This is a genomic window from Francisella orientalis FNO12 (assembly GCF_001042525.2).
Taxonomy (GTDB): Bacteria; Pseudomonadota; Gammaproteobacteria; order Francisellales; family Francisellaceae; genus Francisella; species Francisella orientalis.
Map to the genome: position 1 here is coordinate 531969 of NZ_CP011921.2, position 15998 is coordinate 547966.

Sequence of the window (15998 nt, forward strand, 5' to 3'; positions counted from 1 at the left end):
CACGGTTATTTTTAAAAACTCAATAAAATTAAGGCTTTCAAAGGTCAAATATGTTAAAGGGGATTCACAGGTATTTACTAGTGTGCTTCGGTACAGTAGCGTTTACAGTACAAGCACATGCTGCGCGTATTATTAGTAAAAACCCTATCAAAGAAGATTGGAAATGTGAAATTGTAGATGGCCAGTGGAGCTGCAAAAGAACAGAAAAGCCTAAGAACGTTTTTGATAAAGAAATTAGTGCTGCAGAGAAAGAAAAGGCTCTTGCTGATGACTTGGCATGGGTTAAAAAACCAGAAACTTTTGTGGGAGGCTATTACAGTAACGACTCACAGTTTACCCAAGCTTTATGCGCATCGAAGAAGACTGATCTTAGTTACGAAAATTCAGAATTTGATAATGATGGTACATTAATTGCTTCAGGTAATGTACAAGTTCTTCAATGTGATCAGGAGTTGTATGGTAATAATGCTGTAGTAAATCTGACGAGTGATAATAGTGCAATTAGATCAATGGTTATGACAGGTGATGTTATTGCTAAGCAACCATCTACAGGTATTGTAATTAGGACTAAAGAGCTAGACTCTGATATGACTAATGGCACTTACAGTACCGGAGAAGCTTATTTTAGGTTAGCACGAGAGACACCGGATACTAGAATATATAATAAGGATAGTTTTACCGGTTACTTGCGTGGCTATGCAAAAACGCTCAAGAAAGAAGAAGATGGTAATATAATGCTTTCTGATGGTTATATCACATCAGGCGGTCCTTATGATAATGCTTGGAAGATAACTGGTAGTGATATTGATATCGATACCAATACTGAGATGGCGTACGTTAAAAACGGTTTCTTCAAGATAGATGATGTGCCTGTGATGTACATACCGTATTTCTCACATCCAATAAACGATAAGCGTAAATCAGGTTTCTTATTCCCTGGGTTTGTTCAAAATAGTAATTCCGGTATAGGGGTTTCAGTACCATATTATTTCAATTTAGCACCAAATTATGATTTCTTGCTTAATAACGTTATTTGGTCGGAGAGAGGTATCATGGAAAATGGTACATTCCGTTATATGACTAAGTACTTTGAAGGTGAGTTTGATGGTTCTTTAGTTCCTTGGGACTTTAAAGAAGGTAGAATGAGGGGTGCTTTTGATATAACCACGACAGGTAAGTACTCTTTAGGTGATGCAGGAGCATTATCTACAAATTTAATATATGAGTATGTTAGTGATGAGAATTATTATAATGACTTCTCATCTGGTAATGTTAATCTAGTTACAAAAACATTATTAACCAGAGAGTTTGATATTAATTATGGTTATAAACAATATGTTACAGCCGGTATATCAGTTCTAGATTATGGAGTTGTTAACCCTGCCATTGATTTGGCAAACATTCCTTATGCTAAGTTACCAGAGGTCAAATTTAATGTAACTTCAGATGGTTATACGCCTGACTATGTGACTCTTAGTGCAGATACTCTTAATACTTACTATTATAAATCACCTTGGGCAATAAATCCTGCAGTAGGCCCTGAGAAAGGAACTAACGTAAGTGGTTTTAGATCTTATGAAGCACCTAAAATTAAAGGTAATTTTAATAATGAGTGGGGTTATCTTAACCCTTCTTTAGAAGTACCAATTCGTTATTACCAACTTGATAGAAAAGCAAGTGATACAATTAAGTTTGATAATAGCACCGTCACGAGTGTTTTACCTATATTCAATATAGATGCAGCTGCATATTTTGATAGGGACTATACAACTGACAGTGGTTCATATACACAAACAATTAAACCAAGATTGTTTTATACTTATATTCCATATCAGAATCAAACGGATATCCCAATATTTGATACAAGTATGCAGAATGAGCAGTATATGCAGATGTTCCAGGTAAATAGATTTACAGGGTATGATAGAATTAACAATGCTAATCAGTTAACTTATGCTTTGGAAACTTACACAACTAGTAAAGATGATGGAAGTACTTTAGCTTCTGCCAAGATTGGACAGATAGCATATTTTGAGGATAGAAAGGTTAATTTATGTCAAGGTGATGCAAAATGTCCACATCCTGGAATGGAAGATCAATATGCAAATGATATGTTTTCTCCTATTATGTCATCTTTTGAATTCCAGGTGATAAAGAATATCTATTTATCAGCACAAATTAACTATAGGCTACAAACATCAAAATTTGACTATCAAGTTTATCAATTATCATACAAAGATGAAAATGAGAATATCTTTAATATTTCTTACAACAGTATTGAAAATAACTGGAACTCTATTACGCAAGAGCAAATTAATACGGGACAAACTCCTAAGCCTCAAGAGACCATAACCTTATCAACTCTATTAAATATTACAGATCATTGGGGTGTTACTGCTTTATGGAACTATAATTTAAAAGAGCAAAAAATATCAAACGTATTTGCAGGTCTTCAGTATAATGCTAAATCTTGGGCTCTTAGAGCTATGTGGCAAGCTACTGCTTATACAAATGAGAATCCTAATGATCCTAATGCTTTGGCAAATCTTACAAGCACTTATATGCTAGAGTTTGAACTAAAAGGTCTTGGAGGTGTAGGAGACACTAGTAACTTATCGTCGCGTTTGCAGCAGATAAATGGCTACAAAGTGGGTCAATGGGGAGAAGGTATATAATGAAGAGGCTGTTGACTTCAGTTATTATTACATTGCTGACTGTCTCTAGCGGTCTATCAGATATATCCTCTAGCTTATTTCAAAACTCTTTTAATTCTAGTATCGATGCACCAACAGACTCATCAGGAATGTCAGAAGATAAAAGACATCTTGTTAACAAAACAGTAGCAATAGTTAATAGTAAACCTATTACTTCTTTTGGGTTAGATCGAGAGGTTGCGAAACTTGAAGTTATGAATCCAAATTCAAACTTTAATGCTGATTCATTACAACTTAGAAGAGAAGCATTGCAGGAGTTGATATCTCAGAGTGTATTGTTACAATTAGCTGAACGAAATAATATAATAATTTCTAATCAACAACTTGATGCTGCAATAAAAGATATAGCAGCAAAAAATGGAGTTTCGGTTGAGTCTCTAAAATTAAATGTTGAAGCTTCAGGTATGTCTTTTGATAGCTATAAGAGAAGAATTAGAGAGCAACTCATGGTTAGTCAGTTACAACAGCAAGCTATTTCTCAACAAGTATATGTTTCACTAGAAGAAATTCAAAAGTATATTAAGAAACATCAAGAGCAATTTGATAGAGAAATGGCTCCTGTTAAGCTTTACACTTTAAAAAATCTTATTGTAGCTTTACCATATTCAAAAAAAGCTCAACAAAAGAAAATAGACTTATTTAAGAAACTGGTAATTGCAGTTAACAAAGACTATGTTGATTTTTCTGAAGTGGTCAAGCAGTTTTCTCAAGCTCCTAATGCTACTTATGGAGGTATTGTTAGTCAACAAGTTAAATTTGATTCAATACCTAGTATGTATCAAGAGTATGTAAAAGATTTGAAAGAGCACCAAGTATCAAAGCCTTTTATTGTAAATCATACATTACAAATGATATACATAGATAACATTGATGAAAAAGCGCCGATATTAAGTAAAAAAGTTACTAAGTACTATGTTTATGCTATTGAAATAAAATTAGATGGCGGTATGACAGAGGAAGGCGCTAAGAGTTCTTTAGATCGTGCAAGACTTGCTATAGAGAGTGGGCAAGATTTTACAAAGGTGGCTCTTAAATATAACCAAGATTATGATCATGCTAATGGTAGATTTAGATGGGTTTCTAGGTTAGATAGCCCGCCCGCGATACCGCCGGCAGCGTTTGCAAAACTAGAATCAATGAAAGAGGGAGAAATTTCTGAGCCATTCCAAGCAGATCCTAAGACTTGGATCATTATGAAATATACAAAAGTTAAAGAGCATGATGCTGCAGAAGAGCTTAAAGAGCAAAAAGCTTTAGAAGCTATCTTCTCTGAGAAAGCCCAACAAGTTTATAAGACATGGTTAACCTCAATGAAAGATGATGCGTATATTGATATATTAGAAGATGATTTAAAAACACCAGAACTTTATTAAAATGCAATACAAAACAAAAGCTAAAAAAGCATTAGGTCAAAATTTTCTACAAGACGAAAACATAATAAGAAAGATAGTCCAATTAGCTAATATTAAAAAGGATGATGTTGTTCTTGAAATAGGTCCTGGTTTGGGGGCATTGACACGCTATATACTTAAATGCTCTAACAATGTTAGTGTTGTTGAGTTTGATGCTAGTGTCATTGATACTTTGTTACAAAATTGTCAAAAATATGGCGAACCCAAAGTCTTTAATGAGGATTTTTTAAAGTTTGATTTGGATATTGTAAGAACGGAGTCGCAACAGAAGTTAAAGCTTATTGGTAATTTGCCTTATAATATTTCCTCACCAATATTATTTAAAGTAGTTGAACAGAGTGACAAAATTATTGATGCTCATTTTATGTTGCAGAAGGAAGTTGTTGAGAGAATTATATCTCAACCAAATTCGAAAACTTATGGTCGATTATCAGTGATTTTACAGTATCATTTTGATTGTACTATGATATTAAAGATTCCTCCGGAAGTTTTTTATCCACAACCAAAAGTTGACTCAGCAATTTTGCGCCTTAAACCAAAAGCTAATAAGTTGGTTATAAACGATTATATTTTTTTTGAAAATATTGTTAAACAAAGCTTTGCGCAACGCAGAAAAAATCTGCATAATAATCTTAAGGGAATATTAAAAGAACTTGATATTGATCCTAATACTTTGCCTGTAGATACTAAGCTCAGATCAGAAAATTTGAGTATGGAGGACTTTGTTAGTTTAGCAAACTTTTTAAAATAAGGCGTAAATAAAATGGCTACATATGTTATTGGTGACGTACAGGGCTGTTATGATGAGCTCCAACTGTTATTGCAAGATATAAAGTTTAACAAGCGTAAAGATAAGCTTATTTTTGCAGGAGATATTTTAAATAAGGGACCAAAGTCTCTTGAGACAGTTAATTTCATAATGTCTTTAGGAGAATCAGCGCAAGTTGTCTTAGGCAATCATGAGATATTATTTTTAGCAGTTAGTTATAATTATTTACCATTAAGTAGTAAGAATACATTTAATGATATTGTCAAAGCTAAGAATTTAAAAGAAATTCAAGAGTGGTTGTGTAATCAGTCTCTTCTAGTAAAAGTAAATAACACTTTTATAGTTCATGCAGGAATTCCACATATTTGGTCGCCTAAAAAAGCTCTTAAAAGAGCCAATGAAGTAGAATTCGTATTAAAAAATCCAACAACAAGAAGACTTTTGTTAGCTAATCTTTTTAATAATGAAATAGAAAAGAGGAATAAAGAGCTAGAAGGTATTGATAGATGGTTATGTATCCTCAATTATTTTACTAGAATGAGAACAATAGATAAAAATGGAAGATTAAATCTTAAATTTAGTTCAACAATTGATCAAGTACCAGAAAATTTTAAGCCATGGTTTAAACTTAAACATAAGAAATTTGAAAATAAATATAAGATAATTTTCGGTCATTGGGCAGCCATCAAAGGAGAGACAAAAGATAGTGATACTATAGCGTTGGATACAGGCTGTGTTTTTGGTGGTAGGTTAAGCTGTTATTGTGTAGAGACTAATAAGCGTTACGGTGTTAAAGCTTTGAAAAGCTATAAGGATATTTAGTATGGATATTTTAGTTATTAACGGACCAAATCTTAATCTTCTAGGAAAGAGACAGCCTCATATATATGGCAATAAAACTATTGAGGATATCAATAATGAATTGTATAAAACAGCACATAATAATAATGTGACTATTGATTTCTTCCAGAGTAATCATGAGGGAGAAATTATTGATAAAATTCATCAATCAGCCGCAAAAATAGTAATTATTAACCTTGCAGCATATACACATACAAGCATTGCAATACGAGATGCTTTCTTGGCGATAAACAAGCCTTTTATTGAAATACATTTGTCTAATATATATAATAGAGAAGAGTTTAGGACAAAGTCGCTTCTATCGGATATCGCTTATGGGTGCATATTTGGGTTTGGGCCAAACGGATATACATTAGCGCTAATAGAAGCAATTAACTATATTAATATGAAAGGAGAGTAGAACATGGATTTATTAAAAGCGATAGATAGAGTGGCAGAGATTCTTAACTCGAGTGATATCAAAGAGATTAGAGTTAAAGATGGTGGCTCAAGTATTTTTATGACAAAAAATAATACTGCTGCTACGGTTGTATCAGCGGTTCCTGCTGTGAGTAATGTAACATCTGCAGCACCTGTTGCGGCAAGTACTCCATCTGCAGCGTCAGCTCCTAAGCAAGCTGAAGTATCTTCAGAGATCAGTGGTGAGGAGATTAAATCTCCTATGGTTGGTACTTTCTACGGCGCTTCATCGCCTGATGCAGCACCTTATGTTAAAGAAGGTCAAGAAGTTAAAAAAGGTGATGTTCTTTGTATAATTGAAGCAATGAAGATTATGAATAAGATTGAAGCTGAAAAAGCTGGCAAGATCGTTAAAGTAATCGCTAAAGATAGTGATCCTGTTCAATTCGATCAACCTTTATTTATTATTGAATAATAACAAATCAATAACTTAAGTAGAGACTTCATAAATCTAGTATAAACTTTTAAAGGTAATACAAAATGATTAAAAAAGTATTAATTGCCAATAGAGGTGAGATAGCTCTTAGAATATTAAGAGCATGTATAGAGTTGGGGATTAAGACAGTAGCTGTATATTCAACTGCTGATGCTAATCTTATGCATGTAAAGTTAGCAGATGAAGCAGTTTGCATTGGTCCAGCTGCTCCTAATCTTAGTTACCTTAACATTCAAGCTATTATAGCAGCTGCTGAAATAACATCTGCAGATGCAATCCATCCAGGTTATGGTTTCTTATCTGAAAATGCAAAATTTGCAAAAGCAGTCGAAGAAAGTGGCTTCATATTTATTGGTCCACGTGCTGAAAACATCGAAGTAATGGGTGATAAAGTAGAAGCTATTAAGTATATGAAGAAAGCTGGAGTACCTTGCGTACCTGGTTCAGGTGGTCCATTAGGAAGTGATGAAAAGAAAAACTTAGAAATCGCTGAGCAAATTGGCTATCCTGTTATCATCAAAGCTGCTGGTGGTGGAGGCGGTCGTGGTATGAGCATCGTTAGAAAGAAAGAAGATTTGATTAGTGCTATCTCTCTTACTAAGAGTGAAGCAAGAATTGCTTTCAATAACGACATGGTATACATGGAGAAATTCTTAGAAAACCCACGTCATATTGAAATTCAAGTTTTCGGAGATGGGCAAGGTAATGCTATTTACTTATTTGAGAGAGATTGTTCAACTCAAAGAAGACACCAAAAGGTTATCGAAGAAGCTCCTGCAATCGGCTTGAGTTATGAGCAGAGAAAGCGTATTGGTGAACAGTGTGTTAATGCTTGTAAAATACTTAAATATCGTGGTGCTGGTACTTTTGAATTCTTATATGAAAATGGAGAGTTTTATTTCATCGAGATGAATACCAGAATTCAGGTTGAGCATCCAGTAACGGAGTCTATAACTTCTACAGATCTTATCAAAGAACAGCTCAAAGTTGCATCTGGCTTAGGATTAGCTTGGAAACAAGAAGATATTGCTATCGTTGGACATGCTATTGAGTGTAGAATTAATGCTGAAGATCCTGAGAGAATGATACCATCTCCAGGCAAGATAGATATGTATCATGCTCCAGCGGGTCCAAGAGTGCGTGTAGATTCACACATATATTCTGGTTATACTGTACCACCAAATTATGATTCAATGATAGCAAAAGTAATTGTGCGTGGACATGATAGACAAACTGCATTACAGAAAATGCGTGCTGCACTTGAAGAAATGGTAATTAGTGGCATCAAAACTAATATACCTCTTCATCAAGAAATTCTTAATCATGAAGAATTCATCAAAGGTGGAACTAACATACATTTCTTAGAGAAAATATTAGAAAAGAAAAAACAGTCTAAGTAAATCCTTTCTTTCGTATATATCTTCATTTAAATTTCTAGTTTTTTCTTATATAATTTTCTTAGTATTTAAATGTAATAAAATATTTGTAAATTATGCATAATTTTCAAACTTTTCTTAAAACGACTAGAGAAGCAAAAGAACTTCAGATAGAAACAGTGGCAGATGCTATAAATTTGTCAGTGCAAACTATTGAGATAATTGAAGAAGCTAATAATAATTCATTATTACAGAACTCTAGTAGTGTACTTAAAAATCAGATCAGAAGATATTGCGAATACTTAGAAATTCCTGAGAAGAAGATAGTATCAATGCTTAACAAAATTGATGTTTTGTATTATAAGAAGTCTCGTTATGGGAAGTTAAAGTTTTTTGATTATTTGAATAGGTTAGCGATTCTTATAATAGCAATAGCAATAATTGTTTTGGTTGGCAAATATATCAAAGAAAATATGTATATAGCGAGCACAGAAGAGGGTCATAAATCATCTATAATATATACACCGATTAATTATGATCTGAATGAACCAAATCAACAGCCTATTACTGATAACTCCTCTGCTTCTGATAATAATGTATCTATCACTCAAAATAATACATTAACCTCAAACGATGAGATGAGCAGCGGCTCTTCTGTAGCAATGGAATCAAAAGAACATCATCAGGATACTGCTAGCAATAGTATGGCAGCTCATCCACCAGCAACTGCAAATATGAATAATATTGTCATAGATGATGATATTGATAGTAGTAAATAAACCTTTAATATTTTCTTATAATGAATGTTTTAAATAATGTTTTATTAAGAGTAGAAAATTATTCTACTCTGTATATTCTATTTATAGATTTTTTATTATGCTTTGCTCTTTGTGTAGTTATTTCTATACTTGGTAGCATTCTTGTTATCAAGTATAAAAATACAATCAGGTTCACATTTGTTAAATCATTTAAGCTAACATTATATCTTATAATCTGGTCTTACTTTATCAAAACTTGTGTTGATTTACCTGTAGTAGTTCATCTCCCAAATTATAAAGAAGTTATAATTCAGTATTCAGATAAAATTTTTGATTTTTGTATATATTTAGCAATTATTATTAGTTTATTTGAGTTTTTGTATAATAGTAAGAATATCTCTATTGAAAAGAAAAAAGCACAAAATAAAGATTCATATAGTGACTTCAGAGATATTAATGCTATATATAAAGCTTTTGAACTAGGAGCTGTCGCTATCTCTGTTATATTAATCTTAGCAGCATTTAATGTACCCTTAACTGCTTTAGGAGCTTTTAGTGGTGTAGCTTTTGCTGGCTTAACTTTTTCTCAAAGTACACTGATTACAAATTTCTTTGGTGGATTATTTGTTATATTTAATCGCAAGTATTCTGAGGGTGATGTTATTTCATCAGACATCAATTCATCGATTAAGTTTAGTGGAACTATTAAAAAAATAGGTACTCTTACAACACAGGTTGATAATTATGAAACAGCGCCAATGCATATTCCAAATTCGGTGTTTTTAAATACATGTATAACAACAACTTCGCGTCGTACTCATAGAAGGATAGTACAGTTTATAACTATTGATTATAAATACATAGATAAAATACCAGTTATAAAAGAAAAAATTCTTGCAGTGCTCAAGTCTCATCCTAATATTGATCAGAATAAAACAGTATCAGTATCACTGGCTTCTAGTGGTAGTAATATTTCGGGTAGATCAGAGGGTGGCTTTGGAACTAATGGTATTAATTTACAAGTTTATGCTATGGTAAAGAAGGTATTTTTTGTTGATTTTATAACAGCTCAAGATGAAGTGTTTTTAAGCATTGCAAAAGAGTTAAGAGATTTGAACGTCGAGTTTGCAATAAATCCAATTACTTTGCATAAGTAGTATTGTTGATTAATCTATAATACTCAGATCTTGTATTTTATCAATATTTTCTAAACTCATAAGAAGTCTATCAAAACCTAATGCTACTCCTGAACATTCTGGCATATTTTCTATACAGTTTAGAAGTTTATGATCTATATCTAAAGAACCTTTATTTTGTTGTTTCCTTATTTCGAGATCACTATTGAAGCGCTTGAGCTGTTCATCTTTATCAATTAGTTCATAGTATCCATTTGCTAGTTCAATACCATTACTAAATACTTCAAATCTTGTAGTTACTAGTTGTTGATTTTGATTATATATTTTTCTAGCAAGTGCCGATTGGTGGATTGTATAATCATAAATAAAATAAATAGTATCTTTTTGGTTAAGGTTTCTTTCAATTTTATAACTAAAAAGTATATCTAAACAATCTGCAATGGTTAGATTTGATAGTCCTTGAATATCTCCAACTGTTTCTTTGACTATATCTTGTAAATGTTCCAGAGAAATATTGTGAGGATTAATTTCATAATGCTTTTCAAATGCTTCATAATAACTTAAATATATGAAGTTTAAATTTGGTTTAAGCGCTAAGAATAAATTCTCCATCTCTTGCATTAGTTGCAGATAGTCAAAACCTACTCGATACCACTCTATCATTGTAAATTCATGCTTATGGAATCGTCCACAAGGCTCATCACGGAATGCTTTACAAATTTGATATATACTACCGCTACCTGCGGCTAATAGCCTTTTCATTGCATACTCTGGGGAGCTTTGGAGATATTTTTTGCCAGAAACTGTCTTAATGCTAAAAACATCTATAAAAGGATCTGTTACACCAAATTCATAAGCTAAGGGTGTATCTACTTCTAATACACCTAAGCTTTTAAAGTAAGAGCGAATCTTATCTAAGTATTCTGCACGTTTTTTAATATTTTCCAGGCTCATTATATAACTCTTATCTTGCTGATATTTCCTAGATCAAACTCGTGAAGATTGTTATTATCATCTAAAATTTTTAGCATTAGATTATCAGTAACACCTTTTGCGATCCCTTGGAAATTCTCACTTGAATAGTTAAAGGTGATCTTTTTGTTTAGCGTGTAATCATACTTTGAAAAAGCTTCTAGAGTATCTAAGTAAGATTTCTCAAAATTATTAATAACATATCTTACTAAATCGACTATAACTTTGGATGAGTCTATCTCATAATTATTAATTATGGATAGTGATGTCCATTGCCTATCAATATCTTCTTTAATATTTGTCATATTTACATTTATACCGATACCAATAATAATATCAAAACTATCTTTTTTGATATTTTTAGTTTCAATGAGTATTCCTGCTAATTTATGATCTTCAAAATAAATATCATTTGGTAGTTTTATTTTTAGTTTTTCTTGTTGATCAACCAGAATATATTTCTTGATAGTTTCTAAAACTCCTAGTGCTACTTTAATGCTTATAAAAGAGTCTTCATTGATGTTAAAGTTACAGCTAAATGCTAATGTTGAGTAAATGTTATCATTATTATCAGAGATCCATTTATCGCCACGACGTCCACGCCCTTTTGTTTGTTGCTCTGCATAGCAAAAATGATATTTATGTGATAGCTCTCTTTCTAGTAAATAGTCATTGGTTGAGCCTATTGTAGAGAAATGTTCAACACGTATATCATCAATAACTGTATTGAGAGCTGTCTTAATATATTTATGATTTTTCATTTTTCGATAAGTTTAATATTAAGAGATAAGTTTATCTGCCCGAGGAACTCTTCTTTTTGTAGTTCATAACAGGCTTTTATAGTATCGCCAATAGCTATTCGTTCAATTATCTTATTTTCTGAAGCATTAAACCATATTGCTTTGATTGAAGGAATATTTTTATAGCGTAAAACTAGTTGAGCATGATTTTTATCTTTACCAACTAAACGTAGATTTTCTATAGTGAAGCTATTGCAAAATAGAGGTTTTTCAAATTCTCTGCCAAATGGTTCAAGAGATTCTATCTTTTCTAGGGTTTGTAGTTTGAAATCATTCTCTTCAAGCTCAAAATCATACTCTAAAATAGGCTCTAAAGATATACTATTGTTTTTAACGAAATTAATAATTTCACTTTCAAATAAATCATAAAAAGTATCGAAATCAGATTTGTTAATTATTAAGCCAGCAGCACCTTTATGGCCACCATACTTTATCATCAAAGTAGGCGATTTACGTGCTATAGTATCAAGTATTGTTTTAATATTAATACTATCCACACTTCTAGCAGAGCCTGATATTATGTTAGGATCATTTCGTGTTTCAGAAAAAATAATCACAGGTTTGCCAAACATTTCTTTGACTCTACTTGCTGTAATACCATGTATTCCAGAGTGACCATCATTAAGTAGTATACATAATGAGTTGTTATTATTGTCTAATTGATGTGCTTTGGTTATTGCTTCATGAGTAAGCTTTTTTTGAATTTCTTTGCGTTGGCTATTTTGTTTAGTTAGGTTTTCGAAGGTTTCTTTAATTCTACGTTTATCATTCTCAAGCAAAAAGCTAACAGACCCTAGTGCATCAGAAACTCTGCCGTCACTATTTAGCAAAGGAGCTATACTGAAACTGATATACTCACTTGATAGTTTATCTTTATCTAAGAAGTCCCAACATAGACGATCATTATTTTTTAGTTGCTCTATACCAAGTTTTGTAACAATGCGGTTATTGTGACTATTTGCCATGTTAACACAGTCTGCAACTGTACCAATTGCAACAAAATCAAGTAAATTACTTAATCCGTAAGACTTAGATAATGATTTACCATTTTGCAGATATTTTCTACGAAGAGCAGCCATAAAAAGCCAAGCAACCATACAGCCAGCTATAGCTTTGTCAGGATAATTACAATCATGTTGGGTTGGGTTAAGTATAGCTATAGCACTTTTCGGAGGACCTTCTGGTGGAATACCATGGTGATCAGTTACAATAGTGTCTATTCCATTTTGTTTAAGAACAGCAATTCTAGGCTCATCTGTTGAACCATTGTCAGCTGTTATGATAAGATTTGGTCTAATACTATCTGTTAATATTCTATTCATTAGAGACTCTGATAGACCATATCCTTCCTGCATTCTGTGACCTATATATGAGCGAATCTTATTTTTAGGATAGTTAAATATCTTTGTCAGAGCCTCATATAAAATCGCATGAGATGTTTGCCCATCACAGTCATGATCAGTTTCTAATCCAATGACTTCATTATTTTGTAATGCTTGAAAAAGTCTATCTACAGCTTTATCGATATCTTTGAATAGAAATGGAGATGATAGATCTTTGATAGATCCTCTCAGAATAAGATCAATATTTTCAAAATTACTTACTCTAGAAGAGATAATCGGTGCCGAAAATAAGTCATAACTTTTTGATAATAAAGTATCTAAAACTTTTTGATTAATCTGTTTTTGTTTTATTAGCATAGATTTATATTAGAAATATTTTTTTTCCCACTGAGGTGGTTTCGACACATATTTACCCCCGATATAAATAGCAAACCTAATGGTATCGCAAAGAATATACCCCATAATCCCCAAATACCACCAAATATAAGAATAGATGATACTACTCCCACAGGATGTATATCTAAAACTTCTGAGAATAGAAGAGGAACTAGTAAATTACCATCTAAAGCTTGGATAATAAAAAATACTATGAGCATTGATACAAATGTGCCATTTAGTCCAAACTGCAAAATACCAACCATGACGACTGGGATTGTAATAATCACCATTCCAACATAAGGTATAATTACCGATAAACCAACACCAACAGCTAATAGCAATGCATAGTTTAAATTAAAATATGCGAAACCCATATATGTTACGATAGATACTATAATCAACTCAATAGCTTTGCCTCTCACATAATCAGCAAGTTTAGGTTTAAGATCATTCCAAACGAAATATAATGCACCATTTTGCTCTGGTAAAAATGATTTAAACCAGTTAATCATTCTTGCTTTATCTTTTAGAAAGTAAAATACCATAAGAGGTACTAAAAATAGATATATAAGAATGGAGAAAAGAAAAGGAATTGTAGTAGCAGTATTTTGTAGAATAAAAGATCCTATATTTGAGCTTATCTTTTGCCAGTCAATACTATCAAACCAAGTTACTATAGAATTGATTCTAGCCTCGGTAAGTATTGTTGGATACTTCACAGATAACTGCTCTAAGCTTTCTTTTAAACTAGATAGTGTATGTGAAGCTTGTTTAATAAAATCAATTAGCTGATTAACAATAATTGGTAATAATACAAATATCAGTGATAAAAGTAATATAAGGAATAGTATATAAACGAAGTATACTAAGATGGTACGTTTTATCTTGGTAAATTTCTGTAATATATTTACAAGAGTATCTAATAGATAGGCAATAACAAGAGCAGCTAATATAGGCGCTATATAGTTACCTAAAAATGTTAAAACCAAGTAGAAGAATAGCATTAAACCAAAAAACACAATTGGTTCATTGTTTTGATATCTATTGCGATACCAGCTTTTTATAGTTCGTAAAATCATTTATGATTAAATCATTATTAAATTTGAAGATATTGTAACAGTTTTAAAAAAAATTGAATATATAAAGGTATCAAAAGTAAACTTGAGAAGAAGCTATTTTTTGATAGTTATGACAGCCGGGATGATTAGTGTTACAATAATTCCACCTATAAGCATCATATCAAAGTTTAAAACAGACATAGCCATACTATCTATAGGTATGAATCCGACTATAATCGCAACAATACATCCAATACATCCTAATAGAGCCATTAGTATAGTCCCAAAAGAGCCTTTACATATTTCATATTGACCTTCTTGAAGAGGAGAGCTTATCTTAAGCTTCACAGCTGTAATAAACATAAGTATATATGCAATAACAGCTAATTGAGCCGTTAGATCACTAAGATACCAGTAAGCCTCATTGACTGATGGCATAAATATATATGAAAAACAAAATACTGTAAAAATAAGGGCCTGAGTTATCAGCATAGTATCAGGAGCATCATTTTTATTAGTTTTACCAAATACTTGAGGTAGAATATTATCATTACTGACAACCATAAATGCTCTAGATAATCCCATAATCCAAGCTGAAGTTGTTGTAAATGCACCAAATATTAAGGTAATAGCAATAATATATGTCATCCACGGCATATTGATTTGGTTAAAGAAGTAATGAAATGAAACCATTAATCCTGTAACGATATCAACATCACCAATCTGTAGCTGACTACTAACTAAAATCACTGCAATATTTGATAATATCAAAGAACCTAGTATTACAGACCCTGAGATTAGTAAAGCTCTAGGGAAGTTCTTTTTAGCATTTTTGACGTTAGCTGCATGAATAGCACTCATCTCTAGGCCAAATAGACTAAACATAACTGTTATAAATAAAGCCCAGCTACTTATGTTATTACCTGATGGAATAAAATCAGTAACAGTGGGTAAGACTATCTCAGAGCTGTGAGAAAATGACCAAACAATAGCTATTAATATGATAATAAACATAGGTAGAAGGGTACCTATGATAGCACCAAGAGTACTTACTATACTTGATGTTTTGATACCAAATAAGTTGATAGCTGTAGCACTCCAAAACATTACTAAACTCATTGATATCATATACCATGGATTAGCTACTAGCTCATTAGCATTTTGACCTATGGAAGGAGCTATTACATAAGCTATGATACCAGCGAAAAAGCCACAAATTGAAGGAAACCATACGAGGTTATAAACCCATTGTATCCATATCACTAGAAAGCCTAATCTTTTACCAAAAGCTTTTTTGGCCCAGATATAAATACCACCAGTCTCTTGAGATGATCCTGTAGACATTTCAGCAGTAAGTAGTGCACATGGAACTAAAAAGAAAATACCAGCTAGAATATAAAATGTAATAACTATCCATCCAGCTTGAGCAGTGATTGATATGTTTCTTAAGCTATCAACTGCAATAATATTTATCATTATTAGTCTGATTAGACCAAACTTTTTACTACTAATAATTTGTTCCATTA

Annotated in this window: 14 protein-coding genes; 9 read left to right on the forward strand and 5 right to left on the reverse strand. The window is 32.1% G+C overall.

What is annotated here, in order from left to right; translation table 11 throughout:
• Positions 1 to 50 precede the first annotated feature (50 nt).
• From FNO12_RS02805 to FNO12_RS02845, 9 genes are all read left to right on the forward strand, one after another.
• Positions 51 to 2675 carry an LPS-assembly protein LptD gene (locus FNO12_RS02805; protein WP_014715100.1) on the forward strand — a complete coding sequence of 875 codons (2625 nt, stop codon included), beginning with the start codon at positions 51 to 53 and terminating at the stop codon, positions 2673 to 2675.
• Positions 2675 to 4087, forward strand: coding sequence for a SurA N-terminal domain-containing protein (locus FNO12_RS02810; protein WP_014715101.1), 1413 nt, complete (start codon positions 2675 to 2677; stop codon positions 4085 to 4087). The genes FNO12_RS02805 and FNO12_RS02810 overlap by 1 nt, the downstream gene beginning before the upstream one ends.
• 1 nt (position 4088) lies before the next feature.
• Positions 4089 to 4877 (forward strand): 16S rRNA (adenine(1518)-N(6)/adenine(1519)-N(6))-dimethyltransferase RsmA, encoded by a 789-nt coding sequence (rsmA, locus tag FNO12_RS02815; protein ID WP_014715102.1) that lies wholly within the window; start codon positions 4089 to 4091, stop codon positions 4875 to 4877.
• Between the two features lie 12 nt (positions 4878 to 4889).
• On the forward strand, positions 4890 to 5717 hold the full coding sequence (locus FNO12_RS02820) for a symmetrical bis(5'-nucleosyl)-tetraphosphatase (protein ID WP_014715103.1): 828 nt from the start codon (positions 4890 to 4892) through the stop codon (positions 5715 to 5717).
• A gap of 1 nt (position 5718) precedes the next feature.
• Complete coding sequence (aroQ, locus tag FNO12_RS02825) at positions 5719 to 6156, forward strand: type II 3-dehydroquinate dehydratase (protein WP_014715104.1); 438 nt, start codon at positions 5719 to 5721, stop codon at positions 6154 to 6156.
• A 3-nt stretch (positions 6157 to 6159) separates the two neighbouring features.
• On the forward strand, positions 6160 to 6630 hold the full coding sequence (gene accB, locus FNO12_RS02830) for an acetyl-CoA carboxylase biotin carboxyl carrier protein (RefSeq protein WP_014715105.1): 471 nt from the start codon (positions 6160 to 6162) through the stop codon (positions 6628 to 6630).
• 65 nt (positions 6631 to 6695) lie between these two features.
• Positions 6696 to 8051, forward strand: coding sequence for an acetyl-CoA carboxylase biotin carboxylase subunit (gene accC, locus FNO12_RS02835; protein WP_014715106.1), 1356 nt, complete (start codon positions 6696 to 6698; stop codon positions 8049 to 8051).
• A 92-nt stretch (positions 8052 to 8143) separates the two neighbouring features.
• Positions 8144 to 8806, forward strand: coding sequence for a helix-turn-helix domain-containing protein (locus FNO12_RS02840; RefSeq protein ID WP_014715107.1), 663 nt, complete (start codon positions 8144 to 8146; stop codon positions 8804 to 8806).
• Positions 8807 to 8826: 20 nt separating this feature from the next.
• A complete protein-coding gene (locus FNO12_RS02845; protein WP_014715108.1) occupies positions 8827 to 9942 on the forward strand; it encodes a mechanosensitive ion channel family protein in 1116 nt (371 codons plus the stop codon).
• 9 nt (positions 9943 to 9951) lie between these two features.
• Here FNO12_RS02845 and epmA read toward each other — a convergent pair whose 3' ends face one another.
• The 5 genes from epmA to gadC form a co-directional block, all read right to left on the reverse strand.
• Positions 9952 to 10875, reverse strand: a complete 924-nt coding sequence (epmA, locus tag FNO12_RS02850) for an EF-P lysine aminoacylase EpmA (RefSeq protein WP_014715109.1) — start codon at positions 10873 to 10875, stop codon at positions 9952 to 9954.
• Entirely contained in the window at positions 10875 to 11654 is a 780-nt protein-coding gene (locus FNO12_RS02855; protein WP_014715110.1) for a biotin--[acetyl-CoA-carboxylase] ligase, read from the reverse strand. Before FNO12_RS02855 ends, epmA begins: the two co-directional genes overlap by 1 nt.
• Positions 11651 to 13393: a single-stranded-DNA-specific exonuclease RecJ gene (recJ, locus tag FNO12_RS02860; RefSeq protein ID WP_048349210.1), complete on the reverse strand. Its 1743-nt coding sequence runs from the start codon at positions 13391 to 13393 to the stop codon at positions 11651 to 11653. The genes FNO12_RS02855 and recJ overlap by 4 nt, the downstream gene beginning before the upstream one ends.
• Positions 13387 to 14493: an AI-2E family transporter gene (locus FNO12_RS02865; RefSeq protein WP_014715112.1), complete on the reverse strand. Its 1107-nt coding sequence runs from the start codon at positions 14491 to 14493 to the stop codon at positions 13387 to 13389. The genes recJ and FNO12_RS02865 overlap by 7 nt, the downstream gene beginning before the upstream one ends.
• 93 nt (positions 14494 to 14586) lie before the next feature.
• Positions 14587 to 15996, reverse strand: a complete 1410-nt coding sequence (gadC, locus tag FNO12_RS02870) for a glutamate transporter GadC (protein ID WP_014715113.1) — start codon at positions 15994 to 15996, stop codon at positions 14587 to 14589.
• Positions 15997 to 15998: the final 2 nt, after the last annotated feature.

Coding starts and splice junctions, on each gene's coding strand:
- FNO12_RS02865 (WP_014715112.1), bottom strand. CDS start 14,493: ATGATTTTACGAACTATAAAAAGCTGGTATCGCAATAGATATCAAAAC.
- accC (WP_014715106.1), top strand. CDS start 6,696: ATGATTAAAAAAGTATTAATTGCCAATAGAGGTGAGATAGCTCTTAGA.
- FNO12_RS02855 (WP_014715110.1), bottom strand. CDS start 11,654: ATGAAAAATCATAAATATATTAAGACAGCTCTCAATACAGTTATTGAT.
- FNO12_RS02845 (WP_014715108.1), top strand. CDS start 8,827: ATGAATGTTTTAAATAATGTTTTATTAAGAGTAGAAAATTATTCTACT.
- gadC (WP_014715113.1), bottom strand. CDS start 15,996: ATGGAACAAATTATTAGTAGTAAAAAGTTTGGTCTAATCAGACTAATA.
- rsmA (WP_014715102.1), top strand. CDS start 4,089: ATGCAATACAAAACAAAAGCTAAAAAAGCATTAGGTCAAAATTTTCTA.
- FNO12_RS02840 (WP_014715107.1), top strand. CDS start 8,144: ATGCATAATTTTCAAACTTTTCTTAAAACGACTAGAGAAGCAAAAGAA.
- aroQ (WP_014715104.1), top strand. CDS start 5,719: ATGGATATTTTAGTTATTAACGGACCAAATCTTAATCTTCTAGGAAAG.
- FNO12_RS02805 (WP_014715100.1), top strand. CDS start 51: ATGTTAAAGGGGATTCACAGGTATTTACTAGTGTGCTTCGGTACAGTA.
- accB (WP_014715105.1), top strand. CDS start 6,160: ATGGATTTATTAAAAGCGATAGATAGAGTGGCAGAGATTCTTAACTCG.
- FNO12_RS02820 (WP_014715103.1), top strand. CDS start 4,890: ATGGCTACATATGTTATTGGTGACGTACAGGGCTGTTATGATGAGCTC.
- FNO12_RS02810 (WP_014715101.1), top strand. CDS start 2,675: ATGAAGAGGCTGTTGACTTCAGTTATTATTACATTGCTGACTGTCTCT.
- recJ (WP_048349210.1), bottom strand. CDS start 13,393: ATGCTAATAAAACAAAAACAGATTAATCAAAAAGTTTTAGATACTTTA.
- epmA (WP_014715109.1), bottom strand. CDS start 10,875: ATGAGCCTGGAAAATATTAAAAAACGTGCAGAATACTTAGATAAGATT.